Source organism: Ruegeria sp. BC1 (assembly GCF_056539305.1).
In genome coordinates this window covers 110,758-131,231 of record NZ_JBQFUT010000010.1, presented here as the reverse complement: position 1 = coordinate 131,231, position 20,474 = coordinate 110,758, and the positions used below count along the sequence as shown (strand labels likewise).

Annotated in this window: 22 protein-coding genes; 15 read left to right on the top strand and 7 right to left on the bottom strand. The window is 58.8% G+C overall.

The window, feature by feature from the left end:
• Window positions 1-359: 359 nt before the first annotated feature.
• Window positions 360-1,835: an NAD-dependent succinate-semialdehyde dehydrogenase gene (locus ACR0IY_RS19160; RefSeq protein ID WP_480676149.1), complete on the bottom strand. Its 1,476-nt coding sequence runs from the start codon at window positions 1,833-1,835 to the stop codon at window positions 360-362.
• Between the two features lie 248 nt (window positions 1,836-2,083).
• On the opposite strand from ACR0IY_RS19160, the gene ACR0IY_RS19155 reads away from it, so the two are divergent.
• The 7 genes from ACR0IY_RS19155 to ACR0IY_RS19125 all read left to right on the top strand — a co-directional run bounded on the left by ACR0IY_RS19155 (window position 2,084) and on the right by ACR0IY_RS19125 (window position 9,072).
• Entirely contained in the window at window positions 2,084-3,163 is a 1,080-nt protein-coding gene (locus ACR0IY_RS19155; RefSeq protein WP_480676147.1) for a hypothetical protein, read from the top strand.
• A complete protein-coding gene (locus tag ACR0IY_RS19150) occupies window positions 3,164-3,484 on the top strand; it encodes a hypothetical protein (RefSeq protein ID WP_480676145.1) in 321 nt (106 codons plus the stop codon).
• Window positions 3,481-4,605: a hypothetical protein gene (locus ACR0IY_RS19145; RefSeq protein ID WP_480676143.1), complete on the top strand. Its 1,125-nt coding sequence runs from the start codon at window positions 3,481-3,483 to the stop codon at window positions 4,603-4,605. Before ACR0IY_RS19150 ends, ACR0IY_RS19145 begins: the two co-directional genes overlap by 4 nt.
• A 22-nt stretch (window positions 4,606-4,627) precedes the next feature.
• On the top strand, window positions 4,628-6,556 hold the full coding sequence (locus ACR0IY_RS19140; RefSeq protein WP_480676141.1) for an AAA family ATPase: 1,929 nt from the start codon (window positions 4,628-4,630) through the stop codon (window positions 6,554-6,556).
• Window positions 6,557-6,811: 255 nt separating this feature from the next.
• On the top strand, window positions 6,812-8,149 hold the full coding sequence (locus tag ACR0IY_RS19135) for a DUF6638 family protein (protein WP_480676138.1): 1,338 nt from the start codon (window positions 6,812-6,814) through the stop codon (window positions 8,147-8,149).
• Window positions 8,150-8,416 carry a hypothetical protein gene (locus ACR0IY_RS19130; RefSeq protein WP_480676136.1) on the top strand — a complete coding sequence of 89 codons (267 nt, stop codon included), beginning with the start codon at window positions 8,150-8,152 and terminating at the stop codon, window positions 8,414-8,416.
• Between the two features lie 11 nt (window positions 8,417-8,427).
• The gene (locus ACR0IY_RS19125) at window positions 8,428-9,072 is read left to right on the top strand and encodes a DUF1523 family protein (RefSeq protein WP_480676134.1); all 645 of its coding nucleotides are present in this window, start codon (window positions 8,428-8,430) and stop codon (window positions 9,070-9,072) included.
• Window positions 9,073-9,111: 39 nt separating this feature from the next.
• Here the strand turns inward: ACR0IY_RS19125 and ACR0IY_RS19120 are convergent, their stop codons facing one another.
• From ACR0IY_RS19120 to ACR0IY_RS19095, 6 genes are all read right to left on the bottom strand, one after another.
• Entirely contained in the window at window positions 9,112-10,203 is a 1,092-nt protein-coding gene (locus tag ACR0IY_RS19120) for a flagellar basal body P-ring protein FlgI (RefSeq protein ID WP_480676132.1), read from the bottom strand.
• Window positions 10,200-11,210 carry a flagellin gene (locus ACR0IY_RS19115; RefSeq protein WP_480676130.1) on the bottom strand — a complete coding sequence of 337 codons (1,011 nt, stop codon included), beginning with the start codon at window positions 11,208-11,210 and terminating at the stop codon, window positions 10,200-10,202. The genes ACR0IY_RS19120 and ACR0IY_RS19115 overlap by 4 nt, the downstream gene beginning before the upstream one ends.
• Entirely contained in the window at window positions 11,210-12,661 is a 1,452-nt protein-coding gene (gene flgK / locus ACR0IY_RS19110) for a flagellar hook-associated protein FlgK (RefSeq protein ID WP_480676129.1), read from the bottom strand. Before flgK ends, ACR0IY_RS19115 begins: the two co-directional genes overlap by 1 nt.
• Window positions 12,662-12,693: 32 nt before the next feature.
• Window positions 12,694-13,989 carry a flagellar hook protein FlgE gene (locus ACR0IY_RS19105; protein ID WP_480676127.1) on the bottom strand — a complete coding sequence of 432 codons (1,296 nt, stop codon included), beginning with the start codon at window positions 13,987-13,989 and terminating at the stop codon, window positions 12,694-12,696.
• Between the two features lie 98 nt (window positions 13,990-14,087).
• The gene (locus ACR0IY_RS19100) at window positions 14,088-14,924 is read right to left on the bottom strand and encodes a flagellar motor protein MotB (RefSeq protein WP_480676126.1); all 837 of its coding nucleotides are present in this window, start codon (window positions 14,922-14,924) and stop codon (window positions 14,088-14,090) included.
• A gap of 85 nt (window positions 14,925-15,009) precedes the next feature.
• Entirely contained in the window at window positions 15,010-16,329 is a 1,320-nt protein-coding gene (locus ACR0IY_RS19095; RefSeq protein ID WP_480676244.1) for a FliI/YscN family ATPase, read from the bottom strand.
• Window positions 16,330-16,434: 105 nt separating this feature from the next.
• Between ACR0IY_RS19095 and ACR0IY_RS19090 the strand changes: the two genes are divergently transcribed.
• The 8 genes from ACR0IY_RS19090 to flgH are packed head-to-tail and all read left to right on the top strand — an operon-like array spanning window position 16,435 to window position 20,464.
• Window positions 16,435-16,821, top strand: coding sequence for a FlgB family protein (locus tag ACR0IY_RS19090; protein ID WP_480676124.1), 387 nt, complete (start codon window positions 16,435-16,437; stop codon window positions 16,819-16,821).
• 12 nt (window positions 16,822-16,833) lie between these two features.
• Complete coding sequence (flgC, locus tag ACR0IY_RS19085) at window positions 16,834-17,220, top strand: flagellar basal body rod protein FlgC (RefSeq protein ID WP_480676122.1); 387 nt, start codon at window positions 16,834-16,836, stop codon at window positions 17,218-17,220.
• Window positions 17,221-17,231: 11 nt separating this feature from the next.
• Window positions 17,232-17,522 (top strand): flagellar hook-basal body complex protein FliE, encoded by a 291-nt coding sequence (gene fliE / locus ACR0IY_RS19080; RefSeq protein ID WP_480676120.1) that lies wholly within the window; start codon window positions 17,232-17,234, stop codon window positions 17,520-17,522.
• A 4-nt stretch (window positions 17,523-17,526) separates the two neighbouring features.
• Window positions 17,527-17,799, top strand: coding sequence for a flagellar biosynthetic protein FliQ (locus tag ACR0IY_RS19075; RefSeq protein ID WP_170491292.1), 273 nt, complete (start codon window positions 17,527-17,529; stop codon window positions 17,797-17,799).
• Window positions 17,799-18,509, top strand: a complete 711-nt coding sequence (locus tag ACR0IY_RS19070) for a flagellar hook-basal body complex protein (protein WP_480676117.1) — start codon at window positions 17,799-17,801, stop codon at window positions 18,507-18,509. The genes ACR0IY_RS19075 and ACR0IY_RS19070 overlap by 1 nt, the downstream gene beginning before the upstream one ends.
• 22 nt (window positions 18,510-18,531) lie before the next feature.
• A complete protein-coding gene (gene flgG, locus ACR0IY_RS19065; protein WP_480676115.1) occupies window positions 18,532-19,317 on the top strand; it encodes a flagellar basal-body rod protein FlgG in 786 nt (261 codons plus the stop codon).
• Entirely contained in the window at window positions 19,317-19,733 is a 417-nt protein-coding gene (gene flgA, locus ACR0IY_RS19060) for a flagellar basal body P-ring formation chaperone FlgA (RefSeq protein WP_480676113.1), read from the top strand. Before flgG ends, flgA begins: the two co-directional genes overlap by 1 nt.
• Window positions 19,733-20,464, top strand: a complete 732-nt coding sequence (gene flgH, locus ACR0IY_RS19055) for a flagellar basal body L-ring protein FlgH (RefSeq protein ID WP_480676242.1) — start codon at window positions 19,733-19,735, stop codon at window positions 20,462-20,464. The genes flgA and flgH overlap by 1 nt, the downstream gene beginning before the upstream one ends.
• Window positions 20,465-20,474: the final 10 nt, after the last annotated feature.

Below are 20,474 nucleotides of genomic sequence, written 5' to 3'. Positions count from 1 at the left end.
TGCCGTAAGTCTAGCTGAAAACACGAATTTCGTAAAGTTTGTAGCCTGAATCCTTAACAGGCTTAGTGGTTTGCGGAAATTTTCCCGCAATGACATCAATTTAACCAAGCTTCCGAATGTGGATAAGTCGCTGTTTCGATAGCTAAAATGACGAAAGAAGGACCCCTTACCAGAAAAGAAAGGGATAGATTCGCACGGTTTTATCTATTCGTCCCAGATTTTTACTTCGCCCATCGGCCCAAAACTGAATGGCTCATGGCTTTATCGAAGTCAGCGTTTTCCGGGATCGCCCGCGGGTGCACAGATGTCGGTCAGCGGTTGGTCTCTGCCCGCACACTAGGGGCAGAGACCGGGAAAGATCAGACCGACATGCAGACGTATTTCATTTCCAGGTAGTCTTCCATGCCGTGATGGCTGCCTTCGCGGCCCAGACCGGACTGTTTGACGCCACCGAACGGGCCCAGCTCGGTCGAGATGATGCCGGTGTTCACGCCGACGATGCCGTATTCCAGCGCCTCGGCCACTTTGTAGACGCGGCTCAGGTCTTTGGCATAGAAATAAGAGGCCAAACCAAAGATCGTATCGTTGGCCATAGCGATCACGTCATCCTCATCCTCGAACTTGAACAGCGGTGCAAGCGGGCCGAAGGTTTCGTCCTGTGCCACCAGCATGTCCTGCGTCACGCCGGTCACGATGGTGGGCTGGAAGAAGGTGCCACCCAGATCATGCGGCAGACCGCCGGTCAGAACCGCACCGCCCTTGTTGGTCACATCCTTGATATGCTCTTCGACTTTGGCAACAGCGTCTGCATTGATAAGCGGGCCGGTGGTGGTGCCATCGGTCAGGCCATCGCCGATTTTCAGCGCCTCGACTGCCGTTTTCAGCTTGGCGGCGAACTCATCATAGACGCCGGCCTGCACGTAGATACGGTTGGCGCAGACACAGGTTTGCCCGTTGTTGCGGAACTTGCACAGCATCGCGCCTTCTACTGCCGCATCAAGATCGGCATCGTCGAAAACGATGAACGGCGCGTTGCCGCCTAGTTCCATCGAACACTTCATCACCTGATCCGCCGCCTGACGCAGCAGGATACGGCCTACTTCGGTCGAGCCGGTAAAGGTCAGCTTGCGCACGCCGGGGTTTTCGCAGAACTCTTTGCCGATCTCGCTGGACCGCGACGATGGCACCACGTTGAACACACCTGCGGGCACACCTGCCTCATGCGCCAGAACGGCCATGACCAGCGCCGACAGAGGGGTTTCTTTGGCGGGCCGCGCGACAAAGGCACAGCCGGCGGCCAGCGCGGGTGCGGCCTTGCGGGTGATCATCGCGTTGGGAAAATTCCATGGCGTGATCGAGGCTGCAACGCCGATTGGCTGTTTCAGTACCATGATCCGCTTGTCGCGCTGATGGCCGGGGATGGTCTCGCCATAGACCCGCTTGGCCTCTTCGCCGAAAAACTCGATGAACGAGGCACCATAGCCGATCTCACCAATGGCCTCAGCCAGCGGTTTACCCTGTTCGGCAGTCAGGATTTTGCCCAGATCCTCGGCGTTTGCCATCATCAGGTCGAACCAGCGGCGCAGGATCGCAGCGCGTTCCTTGCCTGTCAGTTTGGCCCATTCCTTTTGCGCGGCCTCAGCCTGCGCAATTGCACCCGCGACCTGAGCGCGGCTGACATCGGCGACCTCGGCCACCACATCGCCGCGCGCGGGGTTGGTGACGGCAAAGGTGCCATTATCGCCATCTACCCATTGGCCGCCGATATAGGCCTTGGTTGCCAGCAGGTCGGGGTTTTTCAGAATTGATTTCAGGTCAGTTGTCGCGTCCAGCATGGGTCAGCCTCCGGCAGAAATTTGGTTTGGTGCACCCAATCAGGTGGGGTCTGGATTGTCTATGTCCACTATGGCCGTCGGATCAATCCAGATTTGATCAAAAAACAAACGATCTGGGGGAACATCGCGCCTTTCATTTTCATCCTGAGTTTGCCAAGGTTCAGTTGATTTTTTGAGCCCAGAGGGATGTAAATAGACGTAACATTCCCTATCTTATTGGGTAATTAAAGAAAAAAGGGATAGCAGAGATGTCTGACCATCAGTTCGACGCCTTGATCGAGGAAACACAGGCCAAAGTTCGCGAAAGCCAGTCACAGATCGAAGGGCTAACCAGCCGGATCGAAGCGGCGCGGGCCAAGATCGGAACGGCTGAAGCGGATATCGACATCGAAAACGCCACGCTTGAAGATGTGCACGCCCATACCGAGGTGATGAACGCCAATATTGCCGAGCTGATCATGGGTCTGGACGACGTCACCAATGCGTTCTCCAAAGATTTTGACGAGATGCGCTCGAAAACAGGGTGGGAATCGTTTGTTGGCATCTTTGCCAAGGCCAAATCCGAGTCGATGCGGCAGGAGCGGATGCGCACTGCCAATATCGACGACAAGCTGCAGGACCTGATCGCCAAATCGGACGTGATCGTGAAACTGCTGGAAGGGCAGTTGGCGGTGCTGGAGGAACAGCGCGTGAAGGTAGAGGACAACCTGAGCGGCACTCTGGACGACCGTGAGGCCACCGTGGCCGAGCTGGAGGCTTTGCGCGCCGAAATACAGGGCATGGACCCGACGATCATCACGCTGGAGAACAAGATCAGCGTCGAACAGGACGCCGCCGCGCGCACCCAGCTGGAAACCGAACTGGCCGAGCTGAACAAGCAATATAACGCCAAGGTTCAAGAAGAGCAGGTCAAGCTGGCCAAATCGCAAACGCTGGAGCGCTATATCGAAAAGGGCAAGACCTGGGTCGACTCATTGCAAAACCAGGCGGCGACGCAGATGGTGCTGATCAACAAGCTGCAGACAGACACACAGCAGCGCGTGGTGCTGTATGACGCCCTGACCAAATCGCTGAAAACCGCGCAGCAGCAGGACGTGGCCCACCGCATCAACGAGATCGGCGTGCAGACCGACCAAGAGGCGCAAACCGCGATGGCCGCCATCGGTACCGCCACCAACCAAAAGATGGCCGACATGCTTGAGGCGCATGAGGACCACATGGTCTTTGCCCGCGACGTGCTGGAGAAAAAGGCCAAGGCCGACGAACGGTTCGCTCGGCGCTTTGCCTCGATTGTCGAGAAGCATGATAAGAATTTGTATGGGGGCTAAGTGCGTTTCGCTCACCAGCAATTCCTCTTGCTAGCTGCAAGTCTTGGACCATTGGAACTGCCGCGAATACTGGAGCGATTGGGGTTCATCGACGAGAAACCAGCTTATCCAGAAGTCGTACAGGCGCTGCTGATGATGGTCGTTGCAGCTTCGTTCATACGGCTGCTGTGTTGGCTCAGCTGGGGCAGTGAACGGGGGCGTCGGTTTCAACGCTTAGTTGGAGTTAATCCCGAAGTGGTTCTGAATAGTAAAGGTTCGCCGTTATATCGGTGGTGGTTCCACATCGACAAAAATGGGAAGGACTTGGACGCTCCAAGATGAACGACACAAACCCCATCCAAGACCACGTTGGCCTGACCGACACCTTCGCCTCGCGCCGCTATTTCCGCAAATTCGAGGTGATCACTGTCCACCTCCTGCGCGTGGCTGCGACGATGGAGGCGGAGGGCGCGATCAGCAAGCAAGAGGTGCGGATCGTGTCGCGGTATCTCTCGGGGCTGCTTTACACCTTCCGCGCGCTCAGCATGAAGTACCTACTGGTCGGGCGCGATACGGGGCGGTTCTTTGGCAGCCTCGCCATGGACAAACGCGACAGCGGGTTTCCGGTGGCGGCTGAACTGCTGACTATGGCCAATGACGCGCAGCAGGCGCAGGTGCATCTGGCGAATATGCCCTCGGAAGACGATCTGAAAACAGATATGGTGCGGACGATCATTGGCGACCGAGAAATTCCGACCAAGCTGCAATTCGCGCTGTCCCAAAGGCTCTATTACGAGGAATTGTTGAAGGGTCAGCTGTTCTGGGCCCGCAACGATCCCGAATGCCACTGGATCGGGAATGAAGGCGACCGGCGCAAGTTCATGATCCACTGGGCGGTTTATGACAGCCAGATCAACCTGCCGGTCATCTACCTGATGCAGCTAGAAGACAGCGGTAAGACAGCCCTGCCAAAAGATCAGCGCCGCTGGCCCGAGGTGCAGGCACATTTGATGGCGCAGTCCTTGGGCGGGCTGAAACTGGTGACGATCGCCAAGGGGTTCGATCAGGATTTCGACGACCTGCACCCCAAACACCTGCGCCGCATTCATGTGGGACCGATGTATTCCTCGGCCTATACCGAGCAATCCGGCCCTCTGCGGCAGGTGCTTGAGGATGCACAAGCGCCCGAGGGGCAGGACTGGGCGCTGGCCTGGACCACTGAGGAACTGGAAAGCGAAGAGGTCATCGAAGAACGCGCCGGGTGGTTCTCGACCGTCGAGCGCGAGGTTTTTGCACTGGACCCCTTCGGCGGGCAGGGGGCCGAAACCGGGGCCACCCGCACCCAACGGTCGATCATCCTGCCCCAGCGCCCGTTTCAGGTGCTGGCCGAACGCAACCCGCCGGGTTTTGCCGACGTTCGTAAGTTCGTCGTCAGCAAGGCCGGGCAGGTGTTGAGATATTGAAGACAGCAAAGGCGATTTTGAAATGAGTTTGACGTCAGATCAGATGGAATTGCGCGAAGACGACATTCGCAAACACTATCCGGCGGCGACCGCTTTGCTGAACGGGTTCGAACACGCACCGCGGATTGCGAAACCTGTTGAGGCCGCCGTAGAGCGTTCGCCGGGTGTGTCTACGGGCCGACGGTTTCGATCCACAACGCCGGGGCTGGTGACGCGCCGCACCGTGCGGGCCGACGGAGTGCATTTGGTCGAACGGATCGAGGCTTCGGATGATGGCGACACGCTGGTCTCGCCGCCGCAGGCGACTACGCAGCAGGCGATCCGGCGTGCCATCGCCATCGCTCTGGCCGTGGCTGAGGCTTATGCGGAACAGACCCCGCTGGCCGATCTGAAACGCGCAAACCTTGCCGGTGATCTGCCACCCGCCCGTAAGACTGAGTTTTCCGAACTGCTGACGGCTGAGGCTCTGATCACGTCGCATACCTTCGGCAACGCGTTGGCCTATCTGATGTCCTCGCATCTGGGCGAAACCACCGCGGATATCGGAGAGATAGAAGAGGTCCTGACCGATAACGGCCAACTCGCCCTGCACGGTGCTTTGTGGGAGTTGGATCAGACCCTTGCCAAACACGCCCCCGACGACGCGCATCTGATCGCGGCTACCAGTGCCTATGCCGAGCAATTAATGGACAAGGCCGCTCTGCGCGCCCAGTCTGCCGGCCATCTGGCCCCGTTCCAGAACGCCGCCTGGCATATCGAGGCGGATGATCTGACGATCCGGGGTTTTGAGCCAGCCTCCAAGGCCAAATCCACCACCCTGACCATGACGTTCAAGAAACCGAATGAGGTGGTGGGCAACCATATCGCCAAGTATCAGGCGATGAAGCTGGCCAAGATGGTCATGGCTTATGATTTCGACCGCCGCCTGAACCCGTTCGCGGAGCTTGGCGGGTTCATCTTCACTTTCATGGGCGATGGCAAACCGGGCACCGGCAAGACCACCCTGATCCAGATGATGGCCGGGCTGATCAACGACTATTGCCAGAACGCTGGCTATCCGTTCCGCTATCAGAACCTGAGCACCGACAATATCGACAGTTATCAGGGCAAATCCGGTCAGAACGCCAAGGCGTTTATCAACACGATCATCGACCCCTCGGTCATCGGCTTCGGCACTATCGACGATATCGACCAGCTGGCGGGCAAACGCGGCGACAGGCAGTCCTCGGCCGGTCAGCTGGAAATCACCGCCGTGCTGATGGAGAGCTTTGCAGGCGCCAACACCGTGGTGCGCGGCAACTGCACCTTTGGCATGTTCTCGAACTACCCCGAGAACGTGGACGACGCCCTGCGCCAGCGGGCGGGCGCGCGGTTCCTGGTGGACGGGCCGCAAACGCGTGAGGATTACATCGACATCCTGCACCTGCTGATGGGCCGGAACCACGACATCCCGCTGGGCGCGCACGAGGCCTATGCCGCGCAGGAGATCAAAAAGGCCGTCGCCGCCAGTTTCGAAAGCCATTCCCGCCCGCATGAGGACGCCTTGCTGCAGGTCTATGACCGGGTATCCGGCGATATTGGTCAGATGGACACGATTGCCAAGCTGGGCACCTATCTCAAGGCGATCCAACAGGCGGATGAGCGCTTCACCGGCCGGGCGATCAAGAACATCACCGACGCGGTCAAGGTCCGCGCGATGGATTTCGAACTGCCTGACGAGTGGATGGAAAACCCCGACCTGTTCCTGTTCCGCGACTACGACACCAAGAAGGCGATGATAGAGGACCTGCGGCAGCCAATCACGGTCGAGATGGTGATTCAAGAGATCAACCGCTACGCCGACAGCGAGTTCCGCTATGCCGACAAAAGCGACGAGGTCGCCATCGAGAACGCCGTCCGCGAGATGGGCCGGATGGAAGAGGCCAAACGGCGGTATCTGGAGGGGAATTAGGTTGCTCTACACGTAAAAATAGTAAAACGAACGGAAAAAGAGAATGAAAAATCTTCTAAATGTAATACCTTGGGCTGTTGTTTTCGTTGGCAGTTTTTTACTGTCAAAGTTGCTGACGATACCTCTTACCGCAAATGCACCCCAAGATGCTGACGTTGGCTTCGCTGCTATGGTCGGGATAGCACGAATGGTCGTTTGGTTGCTGCTCTTGTGGATAGGTATGAAACTGGTTCGGAAACACTTGTTGACTAGAAAATGATCCGCCTCATCGAAAAAGGCCTGATGTTCGGAAACCTCGTCCACATCTCCAGCCCGGCTCTGGTCGAGCGGTATAACCGCGCGCTGCAGCATCTGGCGGGCAAGGCCACGGCGCTGACGGATTTCCATGTCGATATCTCGGGCTATTCGCCGGAGGTGGGGATTGAACTTGAGGATGAGCTCTACCTCAACCCCAACGGGGTCAACCGGCAGTTCATCCTGCTGACGACCGAGCAGAAACGCGCGCCTTTGCTGAACGTGAAATTCTCAACCTCGCGCGATATCCTGCGTGAATTCATCGAGATGAACGAGGCGCAGCTGTTCGCCCTGACTGCCACCGATGCGGTGGCTGGAGAGCTGGTGAACTCTGTCATCAAACTCAGCACCCCGCGCGACCTTTTCAACATCCGGAAGATCGAGATTGAGGCCGACACCGCGGGCGGCACCCTGCGCAAGGCCCAGCAACTGGCGGGCATGGTCGAACGGTTCAAAACCGAGGAAGACGCCTGGTTCGACGATGTGCTGATCGCCAAGATGATCGAAACCGCCAGGGAAACCGGTGACGTCACCCGCAACCCCGTCCGCCTGCGCCATACCGCCTTCGAGCAGCGCAATTTCTGGACGGCGCATTTCGGCGGGCTCTACCTGTTTCCGGATATGGACCACCCGGCGGCGATCTGCATGGGCGAAAAACCTGACGACCTGCCGATCAAATACGTATTTGATCCATCGCAGCGGAACCAGATCGCCAAGTTCCTGGAGTACAACGATTTGGTTGAACCGATCGTCAAGGCGCGCGGCGTGGACGCGGCTGCGATCCTGCAGCAAAAGATGGATTTCCTGACTGTAAACGCCGCTGCAAATTCAGGCGTGGACCTGACCGGTTTGGACCGCAGCGACATGCGTCGGCTGGCCCGTAACCACGCGGATCGATTGCCCGAGGCCTATCATGGGCTGGCGCAGTTGATGCGCTGGGCAACCGATGGAGGACGCTGGCCGCGCATCACTTCAGACCATGCGGCCTATTTTTACACGCTGCGCGCGGCGGACACCCCGAACTGCGATCTGGTGAACATGCTGCTGGCCGAGCTTGCCCCGCTGGACCCGCGCCAGATGTTCATCTGCCACAAGGAATTGTTCTACAGTACCTATGCCCGCTGGCCCGAGGTCAAGAAAGCCTATGTTGCCGACTTCCTTGCGCGCGAGTATCAGGTGGACAAGGCAGGTGCCCGCGCCGCGCTGTTCGGCCATGAACCGGACATGAGCGGCAATGACAGGGTCAGCGAGGACATTATCGCACGCGTTGGGCCCTGGGGTGCGGTTGGGAGAAGTTAAATGTTTGTCGCACTCCGCTTTTTGATCCCGTTACTGATCGTGCTGACTGTTCTTTATGTCGGCGTGTCGATCTATTCCCGCTGGGTGCGGCGCAGTAAGCTGATCGCGCACTGGGAGAAAAAGGGGCTAACCGGCGACCGCGATGCCTTTGTTCAACGGGGGCTGCAAAAATATGACGGGTCGTTTCGAAGGAAACTGATCCTGGGGATCTATGTGGTGCCGTTGGGCCTGATCGCGATCCTGATTTACGTTTCGAATTTCATGTGAGGGTTTCGCTTATGCGTTACATCAAATGGGCCATCATCATTCTGTTCTGGGGCACGGTTGCCTCGGTGCTAAACTATACCCTGCCGCAACACGATGTGGTCAGAATTTCAGATACTTACGAAAAGCGTATCGACCCCGGTGAAAACAGCATCTTCTGGTCGGTTCAGGATGTGGGCAGCGATCCGACCACGCCAAACCGGGACGTGTTTTTCATCCAGACGCGCAAGACCAACGGCAAGGTCATGGTGTACCGGAATGAGGATACGGGCTGGGGCTGGCCACCGTATTTCAAGCTGAATTCCTCAAACCTGCAGGCCGAGGCGGCCGATCTAAAATCCGCGACTGAAAATCCGCGCTGGGTTGTGGTGCGCCACTATGGATGGCGCAGCGAATTCCTCTCGATCTTTCCGAATGCTGTGAAAATTTGGCAGGTCGATAACCCGGATATGCGGATCATTCCGTGGTTTAACATCATCTTCCTGACCATCTTTTTTGCCCTGATTTGGGCCATCTGGGTGCGCTGGCGCCGTTTCCGCGAGGCGCGGGTCGATCCGGTGCTCGAGAATATGGAGGATGGGCTCTACGCGGCCGGGGACGCGATCGAGGAACGCAGTAGCAGGATCAAACGGTGGCTGGACAGCTGGAAGTCCAAGTAGGGAGCGGATCACCTGAGCTGAGAAAGCCATTGCTGGGGATTAACGAACTACAAATTCGGCATGCAATGCGCCTGCGGCTTTGATCGTCTTCAGAATGTCGATCATGTCGCGAGGCGATACCCCCAGCGCGTTCAGCCCGGCTACGACCTCGGACAGGGTGGTTGCTTCGGGTATCTCGGCCAGGCCAGTTCCGTCTTCTTCGATGCCAGCGATTGTCCGGGGGACTACAACGGTCTCGCCGCGCGCGAACGGGTTGGGTTGAACCGCGATTGGTGCTTCTTCCACCGTCAGCGTTAAATTTCCCTGTGACACCGCGACACGAGAAATGCGAACCTCTTGCCCCATGACGATGGTGCCCGAGCGTTGATCTACCACGACACGGGCCTTGGTTTCCGGTTCGACCAGGATGTTTTCGATCCGCCCTAAGGCATGGGCCGGTGATATCGCTTGCGTGGCCGCGATGTTCAATTCGACCGTCCCGGAATCGCGCATGATAGCGACGGTCCGGTTGAATTCGGTGTTGATGGCGGCTTCAATGCGACCAGCAGTGGTGAAATCCGGCTCGCGCAGGGCCAGACGAATTTGCGTCAGCGCGGAGAGTTCAAAGTCAATCTCACGCTCGACCCGAGCACCTGACGGGATCACGCCGGATGTGGGCACGCCCTGAACCACCGAGGCCGCGTCGCCCTCGGCCACAGCGCCACCAGCCAGAACGGTGCCCTGTGCAACCGCGTAAATCTGACCGTCCGCTGCGTTGAGCGGCGTCATGATCAGGGTCCCGCCCAACAGGCTTTTGGAATCCCCGATGGCAGAGACGGTCACATCGATTTGCCCCCCGACCCGCGCGAAGGGCGGTAGGCTGGCGGTCACCAGCACCGCGGCCACGTTTTTTGGGCGGAAATCTTCGCCGTTCACGTTCACGCCCAGCCGCTCGAGGATGTTCGACATGATTTCTTCGGTAAAAGGCGAGTTCCGCAGCCCGTCGCCGGTGCCATTCAACCCGACAACAAGGCCGTAGCCGACCAGATCGTTACCTCGTACGCCGTCGAAATTCACTAGGTCTTTCAGACGAATCGTACCCGCGGTCGCCAGCCCGGGCAGCAGCATCAATAGGAAAACAAGAATTCTCATCTCAGGAAATTCACCAGCGACAAGTTCGCGTTGCGAACGGTGACGGTATACAGGCTTTCCAGCTGGAACTGGACGGCCTGCAGTTGCGCTGCAGTTTCATACGGATCAGCGGCAATCAGCTTATTTCGGCTGTACTCCAGACTTGTTCGCGCCGCGCTGTTGCGTGTTGCGGCCTGTTCGATCCGGGCCTCGGCGACACCGACCTGAGCGCGCAGATTTACAACGTCGCTCTGGGTATTGGCCAGATCAATACCCAATTCCGTGAACAGAGACGTGCGCAGGCCAGGCGACAGGTTCAGAGCATCGTCCGACACCACGGCGGCAACGGCAATGTCCCGCAGCGCATCCTTGAGTGCCGGATCTGTCACCGTGATAGGTACGCGCACGCTTTCATTCTCGGATATTTGCATCGGGGCCAGCTCCGTGTCCGAACCTTGATAAATCACCGCGTCGAAACCGGTCGGGTCGTTGAACCAGTCTTCGGCCGCCTGCCGGATATCCGCCACCGTGGTTAGACCGGTCAATTCTGCCTCTAACGCTGATAAAATCGTATCGGCGGAAGGCAATGGTGAGACATCTGTCGCCGTGCCTGAAAACAGGCTGCGCCCCCCCGCTCGTGTATTCAGCGCCGAAACGATCGTGTCCAGCTCATGTCGGGCCTGAACCGATGCGTTTTCGTGACTGGCCACTTGGTTTGACGTCCCAAAGGACAGCAAGGCGGAGGTGAACTCGGTGACGGATTCATCGACCGTTGTCAGGCTCAGCTGCATCGCATCCGTGAACAAACCGGCCTCAGTTGTCGAGACTTTATAGGCCTCCAGCCGAGACAGGCTGCGATCCAGATCCAACAGGTGCGAGTAGTCGCCGTCGAGGCGGCCTGGCACATCCTGAACCATGCCCGTGGACATCTCATAGGACAGGGTTTCGACTTGGTGTTTAAGTTCGGTAGAGCGGGCCTGCAAAGCCATGCCCCGCGCCAGATCACCGTTAAACGTTAAATTCATCATCACAACCTCAACAATGTATCCATCAGCTCATCCACGACCGAGATGATTCTGGCATTTGCGGCATAAGCTTGCTCGATCTCCATCAGGCGCTGCATCTCATGATCAGTGTCTACGCCCTGTTCGGCTTCAATCCGGGCCATTTCCAACTGGGCGCTGTTGGCAAAACTCAGGCGTTGATTTGCCGTATGGGCATTAGCCCCGACCCTGGACGCCAGCGCCTCGGTCAGGTCAGAAGCGCGCATGTCGCCGGTGCCAAAGAGCGCACCGGAAACGGCGCGCGTGGCGCTAAGGATCGCGCTGAAAGCCTGCAGCTGAGTGGCATCGCCCGGATCACCGGCGGTGGTTGCCCCCAGCCCGGCCCGCAAACGCCAGCTGTCACCGCCATTGTTGGGATCTACGATAGAATTCAGACTGATACGTGAGGCCAGCCCGGAAGGTGCGGTAACATCGAACCGGTTCCCGGCGTCGGTGAACAGTCCCGGATCGGTTGGCAGAGAGGTCGGGTCCAGCCCTGGGGATTCGAACCGTTCAATCAGGTCGAGGGCGACCATATCCAGATCGGCCTGTGCCTGTACCGCTAGTTCATCGCGAATCTGGAAATGCGCCATAAGCGCCCCGCCGCGTATCTGGGCGCTGTCACCGCTGGTGCGCACGGGCCTGCCGTTCATTTCCAGCCCGGACAGCAATCCGTTTCCCAACGTCATATGGGGCTTGGTGTCGCCGGTGGTGGTGAACGAGAATTCAGCCGCCGTGTTTTCCAGCAGGATCAGGCCGCCATCCGAATACAGCGACACCTGATCATTCGTGCGCGGAACCACGTTGACCGGAACCAATTCGTTGACCTTATCGATCAACACCTGCCTTTGATCCAGCAGGCCGCCGATATCCCCGCCCGAGTTTTTTACCGATGGGATCTTGGCATTCAGCGCCTCGATATCCTTCAGGGTTTGGTTCAGGCTGTCGACCTGCTTGCCGATGGCGCGATCCGCATCGGACCGCAGGTGCCGCACCCCCTCGGACGCCGAGTTCAGGCCTGTGGCCAGGTCACGGCCAGTGCGGGCAACCTGATCCAGCCGCTCGGCCGAGTCTGGCAGACTGCTTGCTGTAATCAGGCTGTTGTCGAACTCTGCCAGCCGGGTCGCCAGCGAAGTGGGGTCATCTGCTGTGCCGACCAAGTTTTCGACGCCGCTGTGAAAGCGCGCCAATGCTGTTTGATGCGCCAGTTCTGCGTCTGTCGAGCGGCGATTGGCGGTTAGAACCGGATCCTGATGTCGAACAACCCCAACCGTGCGCACGCCATGACCCGAGATCGTATTCGTCGTGACCTCTAACGACCTGCGGGCATAGCCGGGCGTCAGCGCATTGGCGATGTTGTCCGACACAACCGAAGCGCCCCGACTGGCGGCGGTTAGGCCACTCAAGGCGTTATTGAATGCCGTCGACATGTTCATGATGCAGCCCCCTTTTCAGATCAGTGCTCAAATCAGCGTTTGAGGTTGGTGGTTTCCTGCAACATCTCATCGACGGTCTGGATCACCGTAGCGCTAGAGGAATAGGCGCGCTGGGTCTGAATCAGCGAGGTCAACTCGGTCGCGATGTCGGTGGTCGATTCCTCGCGAGCAAACGAAACGAGGTCGCCGGTTGGGCCTTCACCCGCGTTCCACAAAAAGAATGTCCCGCTGTCCCGCGATGGCGCGTAGGTCTGGCTGTCCAGCGCGGTCAGGCCGTTGGGGTTGGGCACATCTGCCAAAGGAATCTGGAACATCCGGCGGCTGATACCAGTGTCATAAAAGGCGTAGACATACCCGTTTTCATCGACCTGAACGCTGGTCATTGTACCTACGGCCGAACCGTCACGGGTGATCGAGACCGGGGCGAAGGTGTCGGACAGTTGCGTGATCCCGTCTGCGTCGCCAAGCTGACCGATATTGACCTCCATCGGGCCACCCGCAACATTAACTACAACGCTGCCGGTCGCCGGGTCATAGGCCCCGCCTGAAACAGCTGTAACACTGGCCAGTGTGCCACCCGCCGTACGGCTGTCCGTGAAAGTCAGGGTGTATTCCCCGATGATTGCCCCGCCCGAGGCTGAATCGCGAAGAACCATGGTCCATTCATTGCTTGTTCCGGTTGCCGGAACGGTCGGTACCAGTTCGATATCAACGCTTTCTGATTTGCCGAGGTTGTCAAAATACTCGACCGACAGAGGCTGCGAATCCCCAGGTGCCCCGGCATCGGTGGCTGTGGCTGGCAGATTCATACGCAGGTTCATCTGTGTGGTCGGTGCGCCGGACAACTGATTGACGCTGAGCTGAATAGGCTCCAGCGCCGCCGGTGTATCCCGTGGAACCGAGGGGATCGAGCCGTCTGGGTTCGCCCGCCATCCCAGCAGGACGAGGCCGGATTCTGTGACCAGATATCCTTCTTCATTGGTGCGGAACGATCCAGTCGTGGTCAACAACATCTCATTCGAACCACCGGCGATTTGCGAGCTTGGGCGCACCGGCAGCATGCCCCGCCCCCGGACGGCCAGATCAGTTGAGTTGTTCGTGGTGACCAGCGAACCGCGTTGGTCGATCAGGCGCTGGCTGGTTGTACGAACCCCGCCAGCCGAATAACTGCCGCCCTGTCCAGACGTGACCATCGAATGAAAATCCGTCTCGACCCGTTTGTACCCAAAGGTCGAGGAATTCGCGATGTTGTCTGAAATGGTGGCCAACCGGTTGGCGTTGGCCTTCAATGAGGCCACACCGGCATTCAGCGAGGAGGAAATCGTCATTGGCACGCCCTTCTGTTGCGTCAATCCTTGAGGCAACAGCTAACGCGCTGGGCCTTAACAGCGCGCTAACAGGTAAAATGCGTTCTATCCTTTGGTTCTCAGACATTGCGCAGAAAGATGATCTCGATCCTGTTGTTGCGCACCGCCATCGGGTTTTCGTCGAATAGTTCCCGATCGGCATGCCCTGTGACGCGATCCAGTCGTGATGGTGTAAACCCTTTGTCTTCAAGCAGTTGGCGTACCGCTTGCGCCCGCGAGGTCGAAATGTCCCAGGACGGGTCGCGCGCCAGAACCAACGGCGAGGCGCGGACATGGCCTTCAACTGCCACGTCATTCGTCACCAGGTCCGCGGATCGAGCCACAAACAATGCTAGGGCGCGCATCATCGGCGTTGGCTGGTTGGTGCCCGATTCGAACAGTGACTGATCCTTTGTATCGAACAGTTCTACCACCAGACCTTCGTCAGTGACGCGCGTGACGATATGTTTAAGCAGTTTGTCCGAAACCATGCTTTCCCCAGTCCGCCCCAACAGTCGCGCTTCGAGGGTCGAGAATTCCTCGGACACCTCCTTGCCGCCATCGGGATGCACGCCGATCGACCCGCGGGCCTGCCGCGCAATTGTCGGGTGCCGTTTAGTGGCACCGGTGCCATCCATCACCATGGTCAGTTCAGAAAACATGTTGTTGCCGCCAAAAGCCCCGTCGCCGCCGCCCGAAACCGGATTCACCGGAATCGTGGGCGAGAAGTAATCCGCCAGACCCTTGCGTTGTTTCTCAGTCGTTGCGTTCAGCAGCCACATCAACATGAAGAACGCCATCATGGCCGTGACAAAGTCGGCATATGCGACTTTCCACGCGCCACCGTGGTGGCCATCGCCACCGGACACACGTTTCTTCTTGATGATGATTGGCGCCGCATTGGATTGCGCACCCATCTCCACCACCTTTTTATCACCCGACTACCGGGGTAGCAGCGCAGGTCTTAAGGCTGGCTTAACACTTAAAACTGTTCAGAATTCCCTAGCCTGGAAGGTTGGCGTTGGTCCGCCGCAGGATCAGCTGCAGGCGGTTGAAGCTGTTCTGGGTATTGTCATTTTCAGGCTTTCCGAAAAACGCATCCAGCTCCGCATGCACCCGCACGGCCTGATCCAGCAGCGGATCGGCGCCTTCGCTATAAAGCCCCGCCTTGATCATAACCTCGGACTGCTCATAGGCGCCGACCAGCTTGCGGGTTTCAGAAATTATCTGGTTTTCACGCTGTGTCGCCGCCGCCGGAAGGCTGCGCGAAACCGAACGGCTGAGATCGATGGCCGGGAAGCGTCCGCGCTCGGCAATATCGCGATTCAGAACGATATGCCCGTCCAGCACACCCCGCAGGATGTCTGCGACGGGTTCATCCATATCCGATCCGGCGACCAGAACGCTGAACACGGCGGTGATATCGCCTTGGTCAACAGTTCCCGGACCGGCCCGTTCACATAGGCCAGCAATCAAGGGTGTGACTGAAGGCGGGAAGCCCCGCAGCGATGGCGCCTCTCCCATTGCAACGGCGATTTCGCGATGCGCCTCGGCGAAGCGGGTCACTGAGTCGGCCAGAAACAACACGTTCAGTCCCTGATCGCGCAGGTATTCCGCCACGGCCATCGCCGACCATGCGCAGCGCCTGCGTGCCAGGGCCGACTGGTCAGATGTTGCCGCGACCACGACCGAACGCTTCATCGCCTTAGCCCCCAACGCTTGTTCGACGAACTCGTTCACCTCGCGCCCGCGTTCACCGACCAGCGCGACGACCACCGCATCCGCCTGCATGGATCTCGCCAGCGTTGCCAGCAGAGTGGACTTGCCCACACCCGATCCTGCGAACAGTCCGATGCGCTGCCCTTGCACCACAGGCAACATGGTATTGAGCATGGCCAGCCCGGTCTCCATCCGCGCGCCCAACGGCTTACGCTCTACAGCCGGGGGCGGTGCGCGCATGATATCTTGATCCTGCGCGCCAGACAGCAAGGGTTTGCCGTCCAGCGGAATTCCAAATGGATCAATCACCCGCCCCAGCCAGTGCATGCCCGGCGCAAATGCGGGTACTTGGTCCAGAATCACCTTGTCGCCCAAGCACACTCCATCCGGCGCGGCTGCGGGCATCATGTGAATCACGTCGGCCTCAACGTGCAGCACTTCACCCGGCAGATCGGGCCCGTTTCGCCGCCGCAGGGTCAGGTGGTCGCCGATCCGGGCCTTCCGCTCCAACCCCTGTATTTCAATGACACCGCGCGCCACGCCTGACACGCGGCCCATGTGGCGCATGGCGGTCAGACGGTCAAATTCGCATTTCAGAAGCATCGGGTCGAAATCGGACATCGTGGGTTCTCCAACGGGTTTCTGAAAACGCTTTCTAAAGGAATCGGGGTTAAGCCTTGATTGAAATTGATCGAGGGAGAAGCCCCGATGTTCTATGACCTGAACGTCTTTAAGACCGCGTACGCAATGGCAACCCATGCTGGACAACGGCAGGCCGTCGTCGCGCGCAACATGGCCAATGCGGATACGCCCGGCTATCGGTCGCGCGATATCGAGGCCTTTCAGAAAGCATTCGAAAACGCAGGACGAGAAGTCACCATGACCGCCATGCGGGCGGGCCATTTGAACAGCGCCAGCGAACCGCATCTCTGGGCCGAATACGAGGTCGCGCCTGCAGGTGATCCTAACGGCAACAGTGTTTCCATTGAGGAAGAGATGTTCAAGGCGGTCGAAGTCAAGCGTCAGCATGATCGCGCGCTAACCATCTACAAATCCTCGATGAACATTCTGCGCAACAGTTTGGGCCGGTCATAAGGAGCATGAAGAATGAGTGATTTTTCCCATTCCCTTGCCGCCTCGACCAGCGCCCTGCGCGCGCAGTCTGCGCGATTGCGGCATGTGTCCGAGAATATCTCGAACGTGGATACACCGGGCTATCGACGCAAGACGGTACCTTTTGAAACCGTGCAGAAAAACGGGGCCCAGGTGGTGCACGCCGGGCGCGTCAAACTGGATCGCCGCGCGGGGGCGCAAATCTATGATCCCAGTCACCCGCTGGCCGATGAAACCGGCAATTACCAAGGCTCCAACGTCGATCTGATGATCGAAATCGCCGACGCCCGCGAGGCGCAGCGCAGCTATGAAGCCAATCTCAAGATGTTCGACCAGACACGTCAGATGTCGTCGAGCCTGATGGAACTCCTCAGAAAATAAAGGACACCAGAATGGATATCCGAGCTCTCAATGCCGCCCAGAACTATGCCGGCGCGCGCCCCGCAACACAGGCTGATCCCGATCACGCCGGATTGGCACAGGGGTTGCGGTCCAGCTTTCAGGATTTTGCCGCGACGCTGAAACACTCCGAACAGGTGTCGCAGGCCGCAATGACCGGTCAGGCCGACCCGCACGCCTTGGTGCAGGCGCTGGCGCAGACCGAGCTGGCCGTGGAAACGGCGGTGATCGTGCGCAACAAGGTCGTCGAGGCCTATCAGGAAATCCTGAGGATGCCGGTCTGACGTTATGCTCAGCGAAGGTCTGTTCTATGACATCGTGCGTCAGGCGCTGTGGGTCGCGGTGATCACCTCGGTCCCGATCCTGGCAGTTGCGTTGATCTCGGGTCTGATCGTCGGCCTTTTTCAGGCGCTGACCTCGGTGCAGGAGATGACGCTGACCTTCGTGCCCAAGCTGATCGCCATCGTCATCGTATTCTGGATTTCCATGGGGTTCATGACCCAGACGCTGGTGACCTTTTTCACCACAACACTCATCCCACTGATCGCCGGAGGTCGCTGATGGATACCGCCTATACCACTCTGTCCCGCCAGTCGGGTCTGATGAACGAAATGCGGCTGGTGGCGAATAACATCGCCAATGCCAACACCACCGGATATCGCGCGCAGGGCCTGGTGTTCTCGGAATTCGTGCGGGACATGCCGGGCAACCCGTCCCTGTCCATGAGCCGGGCCGAGGTGCGCAATACGTCGCTGCAGCAAGGCTTGCTGTCCGAGACCGGGGGGCAGTTCGATTTCGCCATCGAAGGTGACGGGTTCTTTTTGGTCGAGACACCCTCGGGCAACCGGCTGACGCGGGCAGGGGCGTTTTCACCCAGCGCTGAGGGTGATCTGGTCACGATGGACGGTCACCGGGTTCTGGACAGCAACGGTGCGCCAGTCTTCATCCCCCCGGATGCGGCCTCGATCGACGTGGGCGGTGATGGCACGCTGAGTATCGAAGGACATTTGCTTGGCCAGATCGGCATCTATCGTGTGGCCGACCCTAAGACGCTGGTGCGCGAAGGCAGCACTCAGTTCCGGGCCGAGGGTGAGATTGATCCAGTGGACAATCCGGTGGTGCTGCATCGCTTTCTCGAAGGGTCCAACGTCAACGCCATCGAGCAGGTGACCCGGCTGGTGGAAATTCAACGTGCCTATGAGTTGGGGCAGAGCTTCCTGGAAACCGAAGACGAACGTGTGCGCGGAGCGCTCAAGGCGCTGATGCGCTGATTTGTGAATAGGAGATTTGAACATGCGGGCTTTGAAAATTGCAGCAACGGGCATGACCGCGCAGCAGATGCGGGTCGAGACGATCTCGAACAATCTGGCAAACACGAACACCACCGGCTACAACGCGCGCCGGGCGGAATTTGCGGATCTTCACTATCAACAGATGGCGCGGGCCGGGGCGGTGAATGCCAATGACGGGACGGTTCTGCCCACGGGTATCCAGCTGGGTCTGGGTGTGCGTCCCGCAGCAGTGACGGTACAATTGGCGCAGGGCGGGTTGTCTGCCACTGGAAACGATCTGGACGTCGCCATCGAGGGGCGCGGTTACCTTGAGGTGACGCTTGCCAGTGGTCAGGCAGGATATACCCGTGATGGCAGCCTGAAACGCTCGGCCGAGGGGCTGATCGTCACCTCGGATGGGTTCGCAGTCGCGCCTGAGATCACCATCCCCGACGATGCCCGGTCGATCTCGATCAACGCTTCGGGTGAGGTATACGCCTATTTCGACGACGCGCCCGAAGGGCAGTTGTTAGGGGAAATTACGCTGGCCAGTTTCTCGAATGCCAAGGGCCTCGAGGCGATTGGCAGCAACCTGTTCAAGGAAACCGAGGCCTCGGGCGCGCCGGTTGTCGGCACACCGGGCGAGGACGGGCTCGGCACCTTGCGGCAGGGCTATCTTGAGGACAGCTCGGTTGACGCCGTGCGTGAAGTGACCGAACTGATTGAGGCGCAGCGGGGCTATGAGATGAACGCCAAGGTCATCTCTGCCGTCGATCAGATGATGGGCGCGACGACACAGGTGCGCTGATGCGGAGTGTGACCCTGATACTGGCCCTGTTTGTGCCGATCTTAGCGCAGGCCGATATCGTCGTGCCGACCCGTACGATCCGAGCGAAAGAGATTATTTCGGCCAGCGATCTCCAAACCCAGGCGCAGCAGGTCGCGGGCGTTGTGACTGACCCCGAGATTCTGATCGGGCAAGAGGCGCGTATCGCACTTTACCCCGGACGCCCAATCCGTGCAGGCGACGTCGGGCCGCCTGCTTTGGTGGACCGCAACGATCTGGTTGTTCTGATTTTCGACCGCCAAGCGCTATCGATCACGGCGGAAGGCCGTGCCTTGGGGCGCGGCGCGGCCGGAGATCGCATTCGGGCCATGAACCTGTCCTCCCGAACAACCGTAACCGGTTTTATTCGGCCAGACGGTCAAATCGAGGTAAAATGATGACTTATCTGTCGAAGTCTTTGCTGTGTGCTGTGTTGGCAATGTCCGCTTGCGGGCGTGTAGGTCACCTGGGCAAACCCCCTAGTTTCACACCACATGAGGATTCACCGGAGCATGTTGCCATGTTGTGGCCCGGTCTGCCCTTGCACACGCAACCGCAGCGCAACGTCGACAGGTCCTCGCTGTGGAGCGGAGGGCAGCAGTCGTTGCTGGGCGATCAGCGGGCTATCAAGAAAGGCGATATCCTGACTGTCGTTATCGAGCTGGACGAAAAGGCCGAATTCTCGAATGACACTGAACGGTCTCGTTCGGCCTCGGAACGGCTTGGGATCGTGGGTCTGTTCGGGCTGCCGCAGCGCGCGTCCAAACACTTGCCGGATGGTGCCTCGCTGGCAGACGCTGTTGAGATCGACTCGGCATCGGAAAGCAGTGGCGAAGGGTCGGTTAAGCGCAAGGAAAAACTGACGCTGCGGGTTGCGGCCACAGTGGTCGACGTGCTGCCGAACGGTGTACTGTCGATTTCGGGCTCGCAAGAGTTGCGGGTCAATTTCGAGCTGCGCGAACTTTTGGTGACGGGCTACGTGCGGCCGCAGGATATCTCGCGCCAGAACGAGATCACATATGACAAGATCGCATCAGCCCGCGTGTCCTATGGCGGACGTGGCCAGATCACCGATGTACAACAGCCCCGTTATGGTCAGCAGATCCTCGACGCTGTGCTTCCGTACTAAGGAGTGGGTC